13 protein-coding genes are annotated in these 17,377 nt (G+C 67.0%); 7 read left to right on the top strand and 6 right to left on the bottom strand.

Annotated elements, in window-relative coordinates; genetic code table 11:
• Window positions 1-134: 134 nt before the first annotated feature.
• Window positions 135-1,049: an MBL fold metallo-hydrolase gene (locus tag CE453_RS08700; RefSeq protein ID WP_089177789.1), complete on the top strand. Its 915-nt coding sequence runs from the start codon at window positions 135-137 to the stop codon at window positions 1,047-1,049.
• 11 nt (window positions 1,050-1,060) lie between these two features.
• On the opposite strand, the gene CE453_RS08695 is transcribed toward CE453_RS08700, so the two are convergent.
• Window positions 1,061-1,834, bottom strand: coding sequence for a DUF1499 domain-containing protein (locus CE453_RS08695; RefSeq protein WP_089174225.1), 774 nt, complete (start codon window positions 1,832-1,834; stop codon window positions 1,061-1,063).
• 49 nt (window positions 1,835-1,883) lie between these two features.
• Window positions 1,884-3,509 (bottom strand): long-chain-fatty-acid--CoA ligase, encoded by a 1,626-nt coding sequence (locus tag CE453_RS08690; protein WP_089174224.1) that lies wholly within the window; start codon window positions 3,507-3,509, stop codon window positions 1,884-1,886.
• Window positions 3,510-3,648: 139 nt separating this feature from the next.
• Between CE453_RS08690 and CE453_RS08685 the strand changes: the two genes are divergently transcribed.
• The 4 genes from CE453_RS08685 (at window position 3,649) to CE453_RS08670 (ending at window position 7,546) form a co-directional block, all read left to right on the top strand.
• Complete coding sequence (locus tag CE453_RS08685) at window positions 3,649-4,125, top strand: MarR family winged helix-turn-helix transcriptional regulator (protein WP_198302297.1); 477 nt, start codon at window positions 3,649-3,651, stop codon at window positions 4,123-4,125.
• 7 nt (window positions 4,126-4,132) lie between these two features.
• Window positions 4,133-5,596 (top strand): amidase, encoded by a 1,464-nt coding sequence (locus CE453_RS08680; protein WP_089174223.1) that lies wholly within the window; start codon window positions 4,133-4,135, stop codon window positions 5,594-5,596.
• A gap of 145 nt (window positions 5,597-5,741) precedes the next feature.
• The gene (locus tag CE453_RS08675; protein ID WP_089174222.1) at window positions 5,742-7,121 is read left to right on the top strand and encodes an aspartate aminotransferase family protein; all 1,380 of its coding nucleotides are present in this window, start codon (window positions 5,742-5,744) and stop codon (window positions 7,119-7,121) included.
• 131 nt (window positions 7,122-7,252) lie between these two features.
• Window positions 7,253-7,546, top strand: coding sequence for a hypothetical protein (locus CE453_RS08670; protein ID WP_157732953.1), 294 nt, complete (start codon window positions 7,253-7,255; stop codon window positions 7,544-7,546).
• A 140-nt stretch (window positions 7,547-7,686) separates the two neighbouring features.
• On the opposite strand, the gene CE453_RS08665 is transcribed toward CE453_RS08670, so the two are convergent.
• Window positions 7,687-8,283: a L,D-transpeptidase gene (locus CE453_RS08665; protein WP_089174220.1), complete on the bottom strand. Its 597-nt coding sequence runs from the start codon at window positions 8,281-8,283 to the stop codon at window positions 7,687-7,689.
• A 230-nt stretch (window positions 8,284-8,513) separates the two neighbouring features.
• Between CE453_RS08665 and CE453_RS08660 the strand changes: the two genes are divergently transcribed.
• Entirely contained in the window at window positions 8,514-9,443 is a 930-nt protein-coding gene (locus CE453_RS08660; RefSeq protein ID WP_089174219.1) for a histone deacetylase family protein, read from the top strand.
• Between the two features lie 109 nt (window positions 9,444-9,552).
• Here the strand turns inward: CE453_RS08660 and ribB are convergent, their stop codons facing one another.
• Together ribB and aroC are read right to left on the bottom strand one after the other, a co-directional pair.
• Window positions 9,553-10,833 (bottom strand): 3,4-dihydroxy-2-butanone-4-phosphate synthase, encoded by a 1,281-nt coding sequence (gene ribB, locus CE453_RS08655; RefSeq protein ID WP_089174218.1) that lies wholly within the window; start codon window positions 10,831-10,833, stop codon window positions 9,553-9,555.
• A 107-nt stretch (window positions 10,834-10,940) separates the two neighbouring features.
• Window positions 10,941-12,059: a chorismate synthase gene (gene aroC, locus CE453_RS08650; RefSeq protein WP_089174217.1), complete on the bottom strand. Its 1,119-nt coding sequence runs from the start codon at window positions 12,057-12,059 to the stop codon at window positions 10,941-10,943.
• Window positions 12,060-12,449: 390 nt separating this feature from the next.
• Between aroC and CE453_RS08645 the strand changes: the two genes are divergently transcribed.
• Window positions 12,450-13,241, top strand: coding sequence for a pseudouridine synthase (locus tag CE453_RS08645; protein ID WP_248308004.1), 792 nt, complete (start codon window positions 12,450-12,452; stop codon window positions 13,239-13,241).
• Window positions 13,242-13,256: 15 nt separating this feature from the next.
• Here the strand turns inward: CE453_RS08645 and CE453_RS08640 are convergent, their stop codons facing one another.
• Complete coding sequence (locus CE453_RS08640) at window positions 13,257-17,270, bottom strand: Pls/PosA family non-ribosomal peptide synthetase (protein WP_089174215.1); 4,014 nt, start codon at window positions 17,268-17,270, stop codon at window positions 13,257-13,259.
• Window positions 17,271-17,377 lie beyond the last annotated feature (107 nt).

The raw sequence follows: 17,377 nt of genomic DNA, 5'->3' as shown, positions 1-17,377 counted from the left end.
CGCCGCGCGACCGCTTCCCCGTCTATAGAAAATGCGGCAAAGCGCCACAAGCCGGGCGTGACCACGCGACCACGCAGACCCGCCCGGCGGAACCCGAGGCTGACGAAGGCGCCTCGTCGGTGCAGGATCGGACCATGAGCGACGACATCGAATTCGACAGAAGCCAGACGACTCCGGCGGGAGAGGTCACGGACCTCTCCCCGCTCGTGCGCCGTGTCATCGCCGGCAATGGCGGGCCGATGACCTTTACCGGCACCTGCAGCTACATCGTCGGCCGCGGCACGGTCGCGATCATCGATCCGGGCCCGGATGACGCCGATCATGTGACGCGCCTGCTCGCGGCGGTCGCCGGCGAGACAGTGAGCCACATCGTCGTCACCCACACCCATCGCGACCATTCCCCGGCCGTCCCGGCCCTGCAGGCGGCGACAGGCGCCCGTGTCGTGGGCTGCGGGCCGCACCGCCCCTCGCGCGAGCTCGGCCCCGGCGAGGGCCGGGTGCTGGACGCCGCTGCCGACAGCGACTTCGTGCCCGACTGGCGGATGCGGGACGGCGACACGGTCTCCGGACCGGGCTGGAGCCTGCGCGCGGTCGAGACACCGGGGCACACCGCGAACCACCTCGCCTACACGCTGGCGGAAGAGGAGACGCTGTTCTCCGGCGACCACGTCATGGCCTGGTCGACCTCGATCGTCGCCCCGCCGGACGGCTCCATGGCCGCCTATATGGCCTCGATCGAGAAGCTGCGCGGCCTCGATCACAGGCTCTACCGGCCGGGTCATGGCGGCCCGGTGGCCGAGCCGCAGCGCTTCCTGCGCGGCCTCGTCCAGCATCGCCGCCAGCGCGAGGCCGCTGTGCTCAACCGCATCGGTGCCGGCGACGAGACGATCGCGGCCATGGTGCCGGTGATCTATCAGGGCTTGGCGCCCGCCTTGCACGGCGCGGCGGCGCTATCCGTCCTCGCCCAGCTCGAGGATCTCGTGGCGCGCGGGCTCGTGGCCGCGAGCGATGCCATCCCGGCCCTGACGAGCCGCTATCGCCTCACCTGACGGACCCAAGCCTATCGTTCGAGCAGCAGGTCGATTTCGTCGGCGAAGGCGGTGACGCGCTTGGCATTGGCGCCGAGGTCGTGGCTGCCGATGCGCGAAGCCGAACGGATATCGATGCGGCTGCCGTCGACACGCGGCTTCACCCGGATGGTGATGTCCTCCGAAAAACGCAGGACCCGCCCGCGCGCCACGGCCTCGATACGCCCCGCGCCACTGCGGCCGCCGGGTCGCGAGGTTTCCAGGACCTGCCAGCCGAGCGCCGTCGCGGCCTTGCGTGCCAGATCGAAGGCGGCATCGGCTGGTTGCTCGAGGACGATCGGCGCAATCTTCGGATAGGCCTGCCGTTGCAGGCGCCGCTGCTGCGGCGCGATATCGGGCGGGACGCGCCCGTCCCGCGCCGTCAGCGCTGCCATCGATCGGCTGAAGGCCGGAGGATCGTCGATATCGGTCGAGATGTCGGCAAGCGCCGGCCGCGTCGCCAGCATGAAGCCGACATAGCCTGCCGGGGCGAGAAGGATCAGGCAGAGCGCAAGCGCACCGGCCGCCATGCCGACGCCGCGATGCCCCTTCTGCCAGATGCGGACGAAGGCAAGGAACGCGAGTCCCAGCGCCAGCAGCACGAAGAGATAGGCTCCAGCGACCGGCGCCAGCCCTTCGATGCTGGGCTCGCGCAGCCGGACGAGCAGGAGCGACAGTGCCAGCACCACCACCGAGAACCACGCCAGCCGGCGGCTCCAGATAGCGGCCCGCGAAACCGGTTCCTCGAAGACGAGACGACGATGCATTGCAGGACAAGGTGCCGCTGAACTGCGCGCAAAGGCAAGCCCGCCGACCTCAGCCCGGCAGGTGGTAGTCCTTGAACATCTCGCGCAGCACCGTCTTCTGGATCTTGCCGGTCGCGGTATGCGGAATGGCCTCGACCAGCACGACATCGTCCGGCAGCCACCATTTTGCGATCTTACCGGTCATGAAGGCGAGCATCTCCTCCTTGCTCGGCGTGCGTCCCGCCTTCGGCACGATCACGAGGAGCGGTCGCTCGTCCCATTTCGGATGGGCGACACCGATCACGGCCGCCTCCGCCACGTCGGGATGGCCAACGGCGAGGTTTTCCAGGTCGATCGAGGAAATCCACTCGCCCCCGGACTTGATCACGTCCTTCGAGCGATCGGTGACCTGCATGTAGCCGGCGGGGCAGATCGTCGCGACATCGCCGGTATCGAAAAAGCCCTGATCGTCGAGGATGTCCTCCTCGCGTCGGTAGTACGCGCCCGCCACCGCCGGCCCGCGCACCTTGAGGCGGCCGAAGGTCTTGGCATCCCAGGGCAGATCCTGCCCGGCATCGTCGGTGAGCCGGAACTCGACCGTGAAGGGCGGATGCCCCTGCTTGACCTTGAGATCGTAGAGCGCATCGCCCGAAAGCCCGGCATAGACCGGCTTCATCGAGCAGAAGGAACCGAGCGGACTCATCTCGGTCATGCCCCAGGCATGCGCGACGGTGACGCCGTATTTGCGCTCGAAGGTTTCGGTCATTGCGCGCGGACAGGCCGAGCCGCCGATGACGACACGCTGCAGGGTCGAGAGCTTGCCGTTCGTCGCCTCAAGATGCTGCAGGAGACCGAGCCAGACCGTCGGCACCGCCGCGGTCATGGTCACGCCCTCCCCCTCCAGCAATTCATGCAGCGAAGGGCCGTCGAGCTTCGCGCCGGGCATCACCAGCTTCGCGCCGGTCATCGGCGCCGAATAGGCGAGCGACCAGCTATTGGCATGGAACAGCGGCACCACCGGCATCACCGTATCGCGCGCCGACAGGCCCATATAATCGGGCGCGGCGCAGGCGAGCGCGTGCAGCACGTTCGAGCGGTGCGAATAGAGCACGCCCTTCGGCCCGCCTGTCGTGCCCGAGGTGTAGCAGAGCCCGGCCGCGGTGTTCTCGTCGACAGCCGCCCAGGCGAAATCGTCGTCGGCCTCGGCCAGCCATTCTTCATAGGCGACGGCGCCCTTGAGGCCCGTCTGCGGCATGTGCCCGGCATCGGTCAGGACGACATAGCGGGCGATGCTCGGCAGCTTCTCCTGAATGGCCTCGATCATCGGCACGAAGGTCAGGTCGAGGAACATCAACCGATCTTCGGCATGGTTGACGATGCCCGCGATCTGCTCCGGGAAGAGCCGCGGATTGACCGTGTGCGTGATCGCGCCGATGCCGCTGATGCCGTACCAGAGCTCGAGATGGCGATCGCTGTTCCAGGCAAGCGTCGCGACGCGATCGCCGAGCCTGATCCCTTCCCGTTCGAGGCGCTTGGCCACGCGCAGGGCCCGGCTCCGGATCTCCCGGTAGCTGCGCCGCCTGAGCGTCCCGTCCTCGACGGCGCGGCTGACGACTTCGCGGGTGCCGTGCTGGATCGCGGCGTGGTCGATGATGCGATGAAGCAGCAGGGGCCAGTTCTGCATCAGGCCGAGCATGATCGTTTCTCCCGGGCGTCATCAGTTTTACGCAGGATAGCGACGGCCGCGGCGGAAAGTGAAGTCAGTCCTTCGAAGGCTCGCCCGCGGGACCGAGATGGTTTAGGTCTGATCTGTCAATTGCGGGGGAGGACGCCAGTTGTCAGCACAGAAGCCGGTGCCGCAGGCCGCATCCGAGGCCGACCGCGTCTGGTTCCGCGTCATGCGGCTGCACCAGCGCATGCTGACCCAGATCACGCTGCGCATCCGCACGATCGGGCTTTCGATCCCGCAATTCGATCTGCTGTCGACGCTGACCGAGCAGGAAGGCATCAGCCAGAGCGAGTTGGCCGAGCGGCTCTACGTCACCAAGGGCAATGTTTCCGGGCTGGTTGACCGGCTGGTGCAGGCCGGGCTGGTCGAGCGCCGCGCCATCGCGGGCGACCGGCGCTCCTACGCCATGCACCTGACAGCAGAAGGCCGCCGCCTCGCGGAAGCGGGGATCGGCATCCAGCGGGATTTCGTCGCGAAGACGCTGGGCAAGCTCGCCCCTGCCGAACTCTCCGAGCTCGACCGGCTCATCGTGCTCTGGCGCGATCTCGCCCGCGCCGTCGATGCCGAGCCGGACATGAAGTGAGGTCGCCATGCCCGCCGCCATCGACCTGACCGCCTCGGCGACCGCGTTGCGCGCGGCGCTACTGGCCCACCGTTTCAACGCCACCGAGTTGCTGGAAGCGACCTTCGCTCGCATCGACGTGCTGAACCCGCGCCTCAACGCTATCGTCGCGCAGGATCGCGACGCGGCCCGCGCCATGGCGAAAGCCTCGGACGAACGCATCGCCAATGGCACAGCCCGCCCGCTCGAAGGGCTTCCGATCACGATCAAGGACGCCTTCGACGTCGCAGGTCTGCCCTCCTCCGGCGGCCTGCCGGCCTATCGCGAGCGTGTCCCGGTGGAAGATGCCGCAGCCGTCGCGCGGCTGCGGGCGGCCGGCGCCGTCATTTGCGGCAAGACCAATGTCCCGGTCTTCTCCGGTGATTTCCAGAGCTACAACCCGGCTCATGGCGTGACCAACAATCCCTGGGACGAAACCCGCTCGCCCGGCGGCTCCTCCGGCGGCGCGGCGGTCGCGGTCGCGGCCGGCATGAGCGCCTTCGAGCTCGGCTCCGACCTCGGCAGCTCGATCCGCTGGCCCGCCCATGCCTGCGGCGTCTTCGGCCTCAAGACGAGCTGGGGGCTGGTCTCGACCTGGGGTGCGATCCCGCCGCCGCCCGAGCGGCGCACGGCGCGCAATGTCGACCTGATGGTCGCGGGGCCGATCACCCGCACTGCCGAGGATCTCGACCTCATCCTGCCGGTCCTCGCCGGCCCGCGCGACACCGTCCGCCCCGCCCCGACCTTGCCCGAGCCACGCTGCAGAAGCGCGAAGGGCCTGCGCGTCGCGCTCTGGGCCGACGATCCCTTCGCTCCGGTCGATCGAGAGGTCGCGGACGCGGTGCGCGAGGCCGCCCGCCGCCTGGCCGAGGCCGGCGCCATCGTCGACGAAACAGCCCGGCCCTCGGTCAGCTTCGCGGATGCCTTCGAGGTCTATGCGCTGCTGAACCACGCCGTCGTCGCCTATGGCCTGCCGCCGAAGATCCGTGCACGCATCCAGGCCCAGGCTTCGCGCTTCAGCCCCAACGATCTTTCGCACCAGGCCCTGCAAGCCCGCGGCGCCCGGATGACACCTGGCTTCTACCACCAGCTCGCCCAACGCCGGCTGGCCCAGAAGCGGCAATGGGCACGCTTCTTCGAGCGCTACGACGTCGTGCTCTGCCCGCCCGCTCCTGTCGCCGCGATCCCACACGATCACGCGCCGGACATCCATGCCCGCCGCCTGATCGTGAACGGCGAGGAGCGGCCCTATCTCGATTTCCTGCTCTGGGCCGCACCCGCTACCGGCGCCGACCTGCCGGCGCTCTGCGCGCCGGTGATGCAATCACGAGATGGACTGCCGCTCGGCGTCCAGATCATCGCTCCCTTCGGCGAGGATCGCACCGCCATAGCGGTCGGTGCCATGCTGGAGGAAGCCGGCGGCCGCTTCATCCCGCCGCCGGTCGCGCGCTGAGACGACAGGGGCTCGACAGGTACCCTTACAATTTCGCGAGCCTTGCAGCAGAGTCTGCCGCCCCCTGCGCTCAAATCGCTCAACATTTGCGGGCAGATCGGCTTAAGGTGGAAAGAATCTTGAACAGGGAACGGAGCCACTCATCATGCTGACCAATTTGGCCGTCCGGGATATCGAGACCCTCGTCCACCCCTACACCAACCTCGCGACCCACCGCGAAACCGGGCCGCTGGTGCTGGAAAGCGGCAAGGGCATCTATGTCTACGACACCACCGGCAAGGAATATATCGAGGGCATGGCGGGGCTCTGGTGCACCGGCCTCGGCTACTCCAATCAGGAGTTGATCGACACCGCCACCGAGCAGATGAAGAAGCTGCCTTTCACGCACATCTTCGGCGGGCGCAGCCATGACCCGGCGATCGAGCTCGCCGAGAAGCTGAAGGAGATCGCTCCGGTTCCGATCTCGAAGGTGTTCTACGGTGCTTCCGGCTCCGACGCGAACGACACCCAGGTGAAGATCGTCTGGTATCTCAACAACGCCCTCGGCCGCCCGCAGAAGAAGAAGATCATCTCGCGGCTCAAGGGCTATCATGGTGTCACCGTGGCCTCGGCTTCGCTGACCGGACTGCCCAACAACCATATCGACTTCGACCTGCCGCTGCCGGGCATCCTGCACACCTCCTGCCCGCATCACTATCGCTTCGCCGAGCCCGGCGAGAGCGAGCAGGACTTCTCCTCGCGCCTCGCTGCCGAGCTCGAAGAGATGATCCTGCGCGAGGGGCCGGATACGGTCGCCGCCTTCATCGCCGAGCCGGTGATGGGCGCCGGCGGCGCGATCACCCCGCCCGACGGCTATTTCGAGAAGGTCAACGCCGTCCTGGCGAAGTACGACATCCTCTTCATCTCGGACGAGGTCATCACCGGCTTCGGCCGTACCGGCAAAATGTTCGGCACCGAGACCTACGGCATGGCGGCCGACTCGATCTCGCTCGCCAAGCAGATCACCTCGGCCTATTTCCCGCTCAGCGCCGTGATGATGAACGACAGGATCTACGATGTTCTGGTCGACCAGAGCCGTAAGATCGGCACCTTCGGCCATGGCAACACCTATGCCGGCCATCCGGTCGGCTGCGCCATTGCGGTCAAGACGCTGGAGATCTACCAGCGCGAGAAGATCGTCGACCACGTCGCCAAGGTCGCACCGACCTTCCTGCGCCGCCTGAACAAGCTGACCGAGCATCCGCTCGTCGGCGAGGCGCGCGGCGTCGGCCTGATCGGCGGCGCCGAGCTGGTCAAGGACAAGGCCACGAAGGCTCCTTTCGAGACCAAGAAGGGCGTCGGTGCCAAGGCCGTCTCCTTCGCGCTGCAGGAAGGCTTCATCACCCGCGCCATGGGCGACCGCCTCGCCTTCTGCCCGCCGCTGGTCATCAACGAGGCCGAGATCGAGGAGATGTTCAACCGCTGCGAACGCGCCCTCGACAAGACCCTCGCCTGGGCCAAGGCGGAAGGGCTGCTGGCAGCCTGACTGGCGCACGCCCTCGCGACGAACGAAAGAGCCGGGTGCACTGCGCCCGGCTCTTTTTTGTTGTGTTCAGCAATATGGCGAAAAGCGGCGAGGACGCACGGGACGCCACGAACAAATCACGATCGCGCCCCGTGGCCGTCCTGATTCGGCGTCAGCCTGCTTTCGTCGGCCAGCGAGACCCGGCCGGCATCGGACAATCAGTGAAGTCAGGAGCCATGACTCATCTCAACGCGCGTTCCCACACGCAATCCCGGAAGGGCTTCCACGACGCTTCGGCGCGGGAGACCTATGCATCGCGTTTCCGCCCCATCGCGATTCAGGCGGTTGCGGCCGGAACCCGGCGGAACCCTCATGCGTTGAAAGAGTCGGGCGAGGCACGCAAGGCCGATCTGCCGAGCGTTCTCCGCCACGGTTTCGACGACTGAAACCTCCCCTTTCGAGACCCAATAACTGACCGGCGCGGAGTCATCTCCCGCCGGTCTTTTTGTGCCCTACCGGCGTCCTAAACGAAAAATGGCGGGTGCCGGCCGGCACCCGCCATCGAAGAACGCTATCGCGCGAAACGTCAGACCACGACGACCTTGGCGCCGACCGGCACGCGGTTGAACAGGTCGATCACGTCGATGTTCCGCATCCGGATGCAGCCGGACGAGGCGGCACGGCCGATCGTCTCGGGCTCGTTGGTGCCGTGAATGCGGTAAAGCGTGTCGTGACCGTTCTGGTAGAGATAGAGCGCACGCGCCCCCAGCGGATTCTCCGGGCCACCATTCATGCCGCCCGCAACGGGCTTCAGATGCGGCCAGCGCTTGACCATCTCGGCTGGCGGGGTCCAGCGCGGCCACTCGGCCTTGCGCTGGATGACGGCCTCGCCGGTCCAGCCATAGGCCTCGTCACCGGTCGCGACACCATAGCGGATCGCCTTCCGGTTCGGCAGGACGAGGTAGAGGAACTTCTGCTTGGTATCGATATAGATCGTCCCGGGCGGCTCACCGGTCGGGTCGGCGATCTCGTAGGGGAGATACGGGAGATAGGTGTCGTACTTCGGGACCAGCGCGATATATTCGGCATCGCGGGCCGAGAGTGTCGGAGCGCTCACGCTCTTGTACTGGCATGCGCCCAGCAGCGCCGACACAGCCAGAGCGACGAAGACGGTCTTTTTCATAGCCTCCACCCGAGCGACCCGAAGGCAGCCTTTATGATGAATCGAACGTTAACGCTTCGTATCGCCGGCAGGGAGCCGCAAGGCACGGGAGGCGATGATCCTGCGCAGAACTAGGCTCCAAACCGGCATGGCGCAATCTTGTTCCGCCGCCGCTGGATGCTCCCGCAGCCAGCGTGGCAAAGTGGTCACGGTTTCACTGTTGAATGCCATCGCGACTGGATGAACTGCCTTTGACGACCCTGCTGATCACCCATCCTGCCGGGCTGCTCCATGCCATGCCGATCGGCCATCCCGAGCGCCCTGACCGTCTGAGAGCCGTGGAACGCGCGCTCGAGGACGAGCGGTTCGCACCGCTGATTCGGGTCGAAGCGCCGCTCGGCACGCTGGAGCAGGTAACGCTTTGCCATCCTGAGCCCTATGTGCAGGCGATCCTCGATGCCTCCCCGCGGGAGGGCTTCGTGTATCTCGACGCCGATACGACATTGTCGCCCGGCACGGTCGAGGCGGCCCTGCGCGGTATCGGCGGCGCCACATTTGCCGTGGACGAGGTGATGACGGGCAAGGCGCGAAACGCCTTCTGCGCCATGCGCCCGCCCGGCCATCACGCCGAACGCGAACGCGCCATGGGCTTCTGCTTCTTCAACAGCGCCGCCATCGCAGCCCGCCATGCCCAGAAGGAGCATGGGGCGGAGCGCGTCGCCATCGTCGACTGGGACGTCCACCACGGCAACGGCACGCAGGATATCTTCTGGAGCGATCCGAGCGTGCTCTACGCCTCCGTGCACGAGATGCCGCTCTATCCCGGCACCGGCGCTCCCTCGGAACGGGGCACCCACGGCACCATCGTCAACGTCGCGCTCGCAGCCGGCGACGGCTCGGACGAATTCCGCGACGCCTTCGACATCGGCATCCTGCCGCGCGTCATGGCGTTCCGCCCGGACCTGATCGTCGTTTCCGCCGGCTTCGATGCGCATTGGCGCGATCCGCTCGCCGACATCAACCTGCGCGAGGCCGACTTCGCCTGGGCGACCCGGAAGCTGATGGAAATCGCCGACAGGCACGCCGGCGGGCGCCTCGTTTCGGTATTGGAGGGCGGCTACGACCTCGAAGGATTGGCGAAGTCGACCGCCGCCCATGTCGGCGCGCTGATGGGGAGCTAGCGCATTTTCGAGCGAAGTGGACACCGGTTCGCGTGAAGAAAATGCGAGAATACAAGAAGGCAGAGCATGTCCGCGCTTCGGAGAAACGCGGACATGCTCTGAGCGCCGCTCACTCCAGCGGCTGCGTCTCGGCGATCTCGATGCCGAAGCCGCTCAGCCCCACGAAGGAACGCGGCGAGGAGGCGAGGTTGACGATCGAGGCGACGCCGAGATCGCGCAGGATCTGTGCGCCGAGGCCAACCTCCCTCCATTGCTGGCTGCGCAGCGCATCCGAGCCTTCCTCGTCGACGCTCTTGATCGGCACCCCGGCGGTGCCGTCGCGCAGATAGATCAGCACGCCCCGCCCTTCCTGCTGGAAGCGCCGGAGCGCGCACTGGATCGCGCCCGCCCCACCCAGCACGTCGGAGACAACATCGGCACGATGCAGCCGGGCCGGCACCTTCTCGCCATCGCCGAGCTTGCCCATCACGAAGGCGAAATGCTGCGTGTCCTCGAAGGGGGTGACATAGACATGCCCCGTCATCTCGCCGAAAGCGGTCTTGACCGGGAAGGAATGCACCCGCTCGACGAGCTTCTCGCGCGACTGCCGATAGGCGATCAGATCCGCCACCGTGATCTGCTTGAGGCCGTGCTTCTCGGCAAAGGCCGTGATCTGCGGGCCCTTCATCACCGTGCCGTCGTCATTGGCGAGTTCGCAGATCACGCCGACTTGCGGCAGCTCGGCGAGCTTGCACAAGTCGACGGCAGCTTCCGTATGGCCGGAGCGCATCAGCACGCCGCCATCCTTGGCGATCAGCGGGAAGACATGGCCGGGACGAACGAAATCGGCCGCGCCCATATTGCCGTTGGCCAGCGCGCGAACCGTGTTGGTGCGCTGTTCGGCCGAAATGCCGGTGGTCAGCCCGTGCTTGACGTCGACCGTAATGGTGAAGGCGGTGCCGAGCGGAGCGTCGTTCGAAGACACCATCGGGTCGAGCCGCAGTCGCCGGGCCTCGCTCGCGGTCAGCGGCGCGCAGACGATGCCGCAGGTGTTGCGGATGATGAAGGCCATCTTCTCCGGCGTGCAGAGCGAGGCGGCAACGATGAGGTCGCCCTCGTTCTCGCGGTCATCATCATCGGTGACGATGACGATCTCGCCACGGGCGAAGGCTTCGATGGTCTCTGCGACATTGTTCGACATGGCAGCCTCGCGCGGCCCGGACAGGCCGAGGAAATCATTGGGGGTGACGGAGCCGCCCGTGGCGGCAGCGATGCGCTCGGCGCTTTCGCGGGAGATCCAGGCGGCCGGATCGTTGCACAGCGCGGTCACGCTGGCCGGCGACAGGCCGACCTGCTTGGCGAAGGCGCTGCGCGCGATCTTGTTCTGCCGGAGCCAGGCATCGAGCTTCATGCCGGAGAAGCTAATGCGCCGGCACTTCATCCGCAATGAAGCGATGATGCATTTTCAGTATTGCTGAAATGCAAGTTTGCCTTCGTGGCCTGCGAACCAGCTCGAGCCTATTCCTGGAACGGCCAGCGCGGCTCGACGACGCCCACCTGGCCGCGATGGCGCAGATATTGATCCGCCAGAACGCAGGCGACCATCGCTTCGCCCACCGGCACGGCCCGGATGCCAACGCAGGGGTCGTGACGGCCCTTGGTGAACATCTCCGCCTCGCCGCCGGACCGGGTCACGGTGGCGCGCGTCGCCAGGATCGAGGAGGTCGGCTTCACCGCGAAGCGCGCCACGATCGGCTGGCCGGTCGAGATGCCGCCCAGGATGCCACCGGCATGGTTGGAGAGGAAGAGCGGGCGCCCGTCATTGCCGGCGCGCATCTCGTCGGCATTCTCCTCGCCGGAGAGCTCGGCCGCGCCGAAGCCCTCGCCGATCTCGACGCCCTTCACCGCGTTGATGCTCATCAGCGCCGCGGCGATCTCGGCATCGAGCTTGCTGTAGATCGGCGCGCCAAGACCGGGCGGCACGCCTTCCGCCACGATCTCCAGCACGGCGCCGATCGAAGAGCCGGCCTTGCGAATGCCGTCGAGGTAATCGGCGAAGAAGGCGGCAGCTTTAGCATCCGGACAGAAGAAGGGGTTGCGGCCGACCTCCTCCCAATCCCAGTTGGCACGGTCGATCTTGTGCGGGCCGATCTGGACGAGCGCGCCGCGCACGACCATGCCCGGCACGACCTTGCGGGCGATGGCGCCGGCGGCGACCCGCATCGCCGTCTCGCGCGCCGATGAACGCCCGCCGCCGCGATAGTCGCGGATGCCGTATTTGACGTCATAGGTGTAGTCGGCGTGGCCCGGCCGGTACTTGTCCTTGATGTCGGAATAATCCTTCGAGCGCTGGTCGACATTGTCGATCATCAGCCCGATCGAGGTGCCCGTCGTCACCTGCACGCCATCGCTCTCGCGCGCGAAGACGCCGGACACGATGCGGACCTGGTCCGGCTCCTGGCGCTGCGTGGTGAAGCGGGACTGTCCCGGCCGGCGTCGGTCGAGATCGCCCTGGATGTCGGCTTCCGTCAGCGGGATCAGCGGCGGGCAGCCATCGACGACGCAGCCGATGGCAGGCCCATGGCTCTCGCCGAAGGTGGTGACGCGGAAGAGATGGCCGAAGCTGTTGTGCGACATGGGAGCCCGATGCGTTTCGTACCGGCTCTTAAGCCGGATCGGTGCGCGGCGAAACCCCGCTCGGGCCGCCATGGCCATTGACAAGGCCGCTCCGCACCGGCTTCAAGCGCCACCATGAGCCGCAAGCCCCCTTGCCCCTTGCGCTCCTGGCGCCCCGGGAGCCCCATCATCGCGGGACTTTAGCCCCGAACCGCCTTGTCGGCGGTTTCGGGGATGCATCGGCTCGCCAGCCCGCGCGGTCGCGGCAGCGAGCCATCCGGCCAAGCCACCTTTCCGAATTCAACAAGGGCTTCGCGCGCGAAGCCCGGCAACCGCGCGAGTCTGTCGAGGTCAGCATCGCCGCATCATCGCGGAGCTGCGATCAGTCGACGCTCGATGTCCAGGCCCCGCATGAAACCCTTCCGCAGGCGCCCTGCCCCGACCACCACGGCGACCGTCAGCCTCGCCCGCGCCCTCTCCAAGCTGGGCTATTGTTCGCGCACCCAGGCCGAGAAGCTGGCACGGGAAGGGCGTGTCGCGGTCGATGGCCGTATCATCCGTCATCCCGAGCTGCGCGTCGATCCGAGACGAGTGCGTTTGCAGGTCGACGGCGAGGCGGTCTTGGCCGCACGCCGCATCTACCTCATGCTCAACAAGCCGCGCGGCGTGGTGACGACGGCCAGCGACCCGGACGGCCGGCAGACCGTCTATTCCTGCCTCGGAGACCTCGAGCTGCCCCACCTCGCCCCTGTTGGGCGGCTCGACATGGCGAGCGAAGGCCTGCTGCTGATGAGCAACGATACGCGCTGGGCGCAGCGCATTCTCGATCCTGCCTCGGGTGTCGAGAAAACCTATCACGTCCAGATCGACCGGGTGCCGGACGAACCCTTCATGACGAGGCTGCGACAAGGCGCCGTCACGGATGGCGAGGTGTTGACGATCAAATCGGCTGAGCTGCTGCGCCAGGGCGAACGTAATGCCTGGGTCGAGATGGTGATCGACGAGGGCCGCAACCGGCAGATTCGACGGATCGTCGAAGCGGCAGGGGCCGACGTATTGCGCCTCGTCCGCGTCAAGATCGGGGGCCTCGACCTCGGCGACTTGCCCAAGGGCGCGGTACGCGAACTGCGTCCCGAGGAAGCGGCACTCCCGCTCCTCGGCAGCGCCACTCCGACGAACGGAATGGCGCGCCGGGCCGGCTGAGCGCCGCCAGGCCAGTCAGTGCGCGGGCGCTTTCGCCGGAACCGCAGGCGCACCTTCCCAGCGCGTATGTGCCGGCAGGTTCTCGCCCTTCATGATCACGGTGAGCAGTCCGATCTGCGCATAGTCGCCGACATGGGTGTCGTAGAGCACGGTCGCGCCCGCGCCGACGCAGACGCCCTTGCCGAGCCGGACCCGGCCGACCTTCATCACCCGATCCTCGTAGAGATGGGTCTGCAGCGCCGAATGGGCGTTGATCGTGCAGAAGTCGCCGACCTTGATGCAGTCGAACTCGGTGATGTCGGTCGAGTCGAGCCAGACACCCTTGCCGTATTTCGCGCCGAACAGCATCAGGAACCAGGGCAGGAACGGCGTGCCGCGCAGATAGTCGAACAGCACCTTGCCGCCAAGGCCCCAATACATCACGGCGACCGCCTCGGTGCGCATCGCCCACCACGACCACATCGGCTTCATCACCGGCTTGTAGACGCCCATCATCAGCCATTTGACGCCTGCGCAGATCAGCGCCTGCACCAGCGCGATAAGGACCGCGACGCCCATGAAGGAGGTGACGAGGCCAAGCCAATCACCCTCGTTGATCTTCTGCTGCAGCACCGTATCGACCGCGATCGTGCCGAAGGTGATGAACAGCATCGCCGGGAAAGAGGTGTGCAGCGCCTCGAAGACGCCACGCCCGAACTGCTTGGCAAAGGAGGGCTTGTAGGTCCAGTCGGCACCGAGATCGACCTTCTGCCGAGTCGGCAGCTTGATCGGCGGCGAGCCGAACCAGGTGTCGCCGGGCTGCATGCGGTCGTTCGCCGGCGGCTTCGACTTGATGCCGATCAGCACCCGGTCCGGGATGATGCTGCCCGGCGGCACCACGGCATCGTTGCCGACGAAGACCTGCTCGCCGGTGCGCGTCTCATCGAGGCGCATATAGCCGCGGCGCATCTCCTCGTCGCCGAAGACGACCTCGTCGGCGATGAAGTTGCCGGCGCCGATGCCGGTGACGTCGTAACGGCCTGACAGATTGGTCGAGATCTCGGCCCCGCGCCCGATCCGGGCGCCCATCAGCCGGTACCAGGCGCGCATGTAAATGGTCGCGAAGAGCGAGGAGAGCGTCTCCAGCGTCACCTCGGTCGCCAGCGCCACGGTCCATTTGCGGGCGTAGAAGCCGGAATGGATCGAATAGGAACCGCTCGTCACCCGCGGCAGGATCGCCCAGCGCAGCCCCGCCATCAGCAGCACGGTGAAGGCGATGAGTCCGATCGCAGTCGGCCACGTCAGGATCGGCAGGAACCAGAGATAGCTGATGTCGGTCCAGCCAGCGATGAAGTAGTCGATCTTGTCGAACAGCCAGAAGGCCGGGAAGATCGGCAAAAGGCTGACCGGCGGCAGCACGATCAGCATGAAGACGTAGAAGGCCGTCATCAGCGCGCGCCGCGCCGGGGAGGCTTCGGCCTGCGGCGGCAGCGCCGCGAGATCGACCATGCCGATCTTGCGGCCGGGCGAGCCGTCCCAGATCTCGGCCTCACCGACCCGGGTGCCGGGCGCGATGGCGGTCAGGTCGCCGATCTCGGCATGGTCGCCGACGACGCTGTCATGGCCGAACACGACCGAGGCGCCGGCCGAGACGTCCTTGCCGATCCTGATGCGGCCGATCACCAGCTTGTCGCCGATCGCCTCGCCATTGGCGAAGGTGGTCTTGGTGCCGAAGCTCGCGCCGTCGCCGATCTCGATCAGGTCGATCGCCCCGGCCTCGTAATCGGAGAGGATGACGTCGCTCCCGACCTTGGCGCCGAGCAGGCGCCAGTAGAAGCGCATCACGGGCGTGCCCTGCAGCCACTTGATATGGACCAGGCTGGCGACGCGCGCGGCGAACCACCAGCGGAAGTAATAGACGCCCCAGAGCGGATAGACCCCCGGCTTGGTGCGCCCCAGCACGAGCCATTTCAGCGCGATGCCGATCAGCCCCGTCACCACGATGATCGCGACATAGATGCCGAGCAATGCCCCGATCTGGCCGAAGAGTGACAGATCCTCACCCGACACGATCATGTAGGTGACGAAGACGCCGAGCCACTGCGCGGTCGAAAGCCCGATGATGACCGGCAACACCGCCGCCTGCGCCAGCCCGCAGAGGAAGCGGCGCAGGAAGGGCGGCGGGGTAAAGGAAAGGTCCTCCGTCGCGGCCGCGCCGCGCTCGTCGAGGAGCTCGGCCATCGCCCTCAGCGTGCGGGCGCCATAGACGTCCTGCAGCGTGATGCCGGCATAGGCAGGCGTCTCGCGGACGATCGAGATGAACCGGGCCGCGAGCAGCGAATGCCCGCCGAGATCCATGAAGAAATCGGCCTCCAGCGGCAGGCTCGCCGCGCCGAGCACGCGCTTGGCGGCTTCGAGCAGCGCCGCTTCCGTGGCATTGCGCGGCGGCTCCTGCTCGCCATCGGCGCTCGGTGCCGTCAACGGCGCCGCCTTGAGCATCTTGCGGTCGACCTTGCCGGAGACCATGCGCGGCAGCGAACCAGCCGCCTCGAAATGCGCCGGCACCATGTAGGGCGGCAGCTTCTCGCGCAGAGCCGCGCGCAGAGCCGGCCCGTCGACCGCCACACCCGGTTCCGGCACCACGAAGGCGACCAGGCGCTCGATGCCGTCATCGGTGCGCAACACGACCGCCGCCTGCGCCACACCCGGCTCGTCTGCGAGCTTCGACTCGATCTCGCCGAGCTCGACGCGGAAGCCGCGGATCTTGATCTGGTCGTCGATGCGCCCGTGGAAGACGATGTTGCCGTTGCCGTCTAGGCTGACCGCGTCGCCCGAGCGATAGAGGATCGGGTCGTCGGAACCGGCGACGCCGAAGGGATTGGCGATGAATTTCTCGGCCGTCAGCTCCGGGCGCCCGTGATACCCCTTGGCGACGCCGGGACCACCGATCAGCAGCTCGCCCTGCTCGCCCGGATGGACGAGGCGCAGCTCTTCGTTGACGACATAGGCGGTATAGTTGGGGATCGGCTTGCCGATCGTCACGGTCTCGCCCGGCACGACCTCGGCCGCAGTCGCGACGACCGTGGCCTCGGTAGGCCCGTAGGTGTTCAGGATGCGCCGGCCCGGCCGCGACCATTTCTGCACGATCGCCGGCGGCAAAGCCTCGCCACCGAGCAGGATCAGCCTCAGCGAGGGCACATCCGATGGCAGGATGCCGAGCAGCGTCGGCACGGTGTCGATGATGGTGACGCCGGCCTCGTTCAGGATCGCCGGCAGCTTCTCGGCATCGCCCATCATCTCCGGCGAGGCGACGAACAGGGTCGCGCCGACCAGATAGGGCGTCCAGATCTCCTCCATCGAAAGGTCGAAGGCGACCGAGGCGCCCTGGAAGACGACATCCTCGGGGCCGAAGCCGTAGACGGCATTCCCGGAGCGCAGGAAATGGCAGATGTTGCGATGGCTGATGACGATGGCCTTGGGTGTGCCCGTCGAGCCCGAGGTGTAGATCAGATAGGCGGGATGATCCTTGGTCAGCCCGGCCGGCCGCGCCGGCGGCTCGACATCGTCCGCCCCTGCGGCCAGCGCATCCGGCGTCCAGACCTTGCGGTCGGTTTCCTCGGCGCGCGCGACCCAGCCGCTGCAGGTGACGATGCCCTTGGCCTGCGCATCGTTGAGGCAGGTCGCGATGCGCTCGACCGGCGCCTCCGCATCGAACGGCACCCAGGCTGCGCCCGCGCGCGTGATCGCGATCTGGGCGATGAGCAGGTCGATGCCGCGCGGCATCCACAGACCGACCATGTCGCCCGGCCCGACGCCGGCAAGGTGCAGGCCGCGCGCCTGCTTCCCGGCAGCAGCCCAGACCTCGGCATAGCTCAGCCGGCGCGCACCATCGGTCAGGGCGGTATGGTCCGGCCGTGCCGCGGCCGTCGCCGCGAAGATCTCGGCCAGCACTTCATCGCGCAGCAGTTCCGGGCTTTTCTCGCCGGCCAGCATGGCGAGCGGCTTTGCCGCCGCATCCGTCGCCACCGACAGCTTGCTCATATCGTTCATGGCGCCCCGCTGCGCTCGACGGTCGATCGATGGCGGGAGGCTTTGGCCTCCGCATCCTTCATTCGCACCTTGTCACGCACCTTTAAAGAAACCCGGAATCGTCGCTC

The sequence above is a fragment of the Bosea sp. AS-1 genome (assembly GCF_002220095.1).
Classification (GTDB): domain Bacteria; phylum Pseudomonadota; class Alphaproteobacteria; order Rhizobiales; family Beijerinckiaceae; genus Allobosea.
This window is presented reverse-complemented; position numbering and strand designations above follow the sequence as displayed.